Genomic DNA, 2,405 nt, shown 5'->3' with positions numbered 1-2,405 from the left:
AAGAAATTGCCACCCTCGTTAAAAAATATCATGGCTCCCTCAGCGGAGAACATGGCGATGGCAGGCTTCGCGGCGAATTTATCAAACAGATGGTGGGTGATAAAAACTACGAACTACTCCGACAAATTAAATATACCTGGGACCCTGAAAACATTTTCAATCCCAACAAAATCGTAGACACGCCGTCTATGAACAGCATGTTGCGCTATGAACCAGGGCAACAGGTACCGGAAATAAAAACCATCTTTCATTTCCCGCAGCAAACCATGCTGCAACATGCCGAACAGTGCAACGGTTCCGGCGATTGCCGTAAAACACAACTGAGCGGCGGTACCATGTGCCCCAGCTACATGGCTACCCGGGATGAAAAAGATACCACCCGCGCCAGGGCAAATATCCTGCGTGAATTCCTGACGCACAGCCACAAAGAAAACCGCTTTGATCATAAAGAAATTTATGAGGTACTGGATCTTTGTCTTGCCTGTAAAGGTTGCAAATCAGAATGTCCTTCCAATGTGGATATGGCCAAACTGAAGATGGAATTCCTACAACATTATTATGATGCCAACGGCGTACCACTGCGGGCCAATATGATCGGCAACTACTCCAAACTGTCTGCACTGGCGGCTATTGCGCCCAATGTGTACAATGCGATGATCAACAACTCCTTCACCGGAGGCATGATCCGTAAATTTGCCGGCTTCGCTGCGAAACGTTCTTTACCCGGTCTGCACAGCATCACCTTACGTAAATGGTTCGACGAAAAATGGCCTGCTGAAAAACAAGGCGCCACCGGTAATAAAAAAGTATATCTTTTCTGCGACGAGTTCACCAACTATAACGATACCACTATCGGTATCAAAGCCGTAAAACTGTTGCACAGACTGGGTTACGATGTGCAGATGGTAGAACACCCGGAAAGTGCCCGTGCTTATATGTCGAAAGGATTGCTGCGTAAAGCCCGCGAATATGCAGAAGACAATGTTCGTATATTCAGTTCCGTTATTAATGAAAATGTACCTTTACTCGGTGTGGAACCTTCTGCCATACTGAGTTTCCGGGATGAATACCCCGACCTGGTGCGAGAACATCTGCGTACATCCGCCAAATCACTCGCAAAGCATGTGTACCTGATAGATGAGTTCCTGGCGTCAGAAGCAGACAAAGGACATATCACCGCCGCACAGTTCACCAGCGATAAACAACATATCAAACTGCATGGTCACTGTCAGCAGAAAGCGTTGTCGTCTGCACTGCATAGTAAAAAAATGTTGTCGTTACCCCTGAACTATTCTGTGGAAGTAATTCCTTCCGGATGCTGTGGTATGGCGGGATCTTTTGGGTATGAAAAAGAACATTACGACCTGAGTATGCAAATAGGAGAAATGGTGTTGTTCCCGGCGGTACGTAATGCTGCCACGGGTACTATCATTGCTGCTCCCGGTACAAGTTGCCGCCACCAGGTGAAAGATGGAACGGGGGTGAAAGCGTTGCATCCGGTGGAGATCCTTTATAATAGCCTGGTTTAATGCAGCGATTTTTTGTCTTGGGACAGGATTATACTGATTTTCCAGATTTTTACTTTAATGATTATAAAAGATTAAAAGATGAGGGGAGATATAAGCGAAATTTTATCCGCTTTCATCTTCCCTAATCTTTTTTATCATTCCTAATCAGGGAAGATAAAATCGGGAGAATCATCTAAATCAGCATAATCCTGAGTAAAGACAAAAAATCGCGCTCAGACCTTTCCCGTATACACCATAGTTTCATAGTGAAACTTCACCATGCCTTGTTCCTGGTATTTTTCGAACAGGTCTTCCAAAGCCTTGATCATATCATCATATACCGGATGCCCTTTTTCGGGGGCGTAAGAAGAAGACAGCAACCTTCCTTTCAGCGCGGGAAAATCAAAGATCTGGGCATTGTGAAAAGCTTTTTCCCGAATGGTGCCGGCCTGAAAAAACGAGGCTAACTGTGACGTCCCTACGTTTCTGTGTTGCATATCTTTATAGTCGGTACCAAACTGGTGCAGGAGTTTTTCGTAGCCTTTTTCGAAGGGCAGTTCTGCCTGTCGTACGTTCCACATCAGTACTACGTGGGTATCGGGACGGCCTATACGGCGGAATTCGGTGGCGGTGGCTGTCTGATCAAACCAGTGAAAAGCGGTACCTGCTACGATCAGGTCTATAGAGGCAGCTGGCAGTGTAGTATGTTCTGCTGAACCGGCCAATGCAGTAAATCCAGGAAAGCGTTGCAGTAATTGTTCGGCCTTCTCTCTCATTTCTGTATTAGGTTCTATGGCATATACCTTATTACCGTTATCGAGAAACGGCTGGGCAGAGATGCCGGTACCGGCACCGATATCCGCCACGATGGTGTGGCGGGTTAAACGGGTTTCTGTT

2 protein-coding genes are annotated in these 2,405 nt (G+C 46.3%); one reads left to right on the top strand and one right to left on the bottom strand.

The window, feature by feature from the left end:
* The coding region (locus tag VIP81_RS00505; RefSeq protein ID WP_331956514.1) for a (Fe-S)-binding protein at positions 1-1,529 on the top strand (1,529 nt) is incomplete at its 5' end.
* Between the two features lie 212 nt (positions 1,530-1,741).
* Here the strand turns inward: VIP81_RS00505 and VIP81_RS00500 are convergent.
* A partial coding sequence (locus tag VIP81_RS00500) for a class I SAM-dependent methyltransferase (RefSeq protein WP_331956513.1) occupies positions 1,742-2,405 on the bottom strand: 664 nt, incomplete at its 5' end.

The organism is Chitinophaga sp., from assembly GCF_036566945.1.
Lineage (GTDB): Bacteria > Bacteroidota > Bacteroidia > Chitinophagales > Chitinophagaceae > Chitinophaga.
The sequence above is the reverse complement of the archived record's forward strand: the minus strand, read 5'-3'. Positions and strand labels throughout refer to the sequence as shown.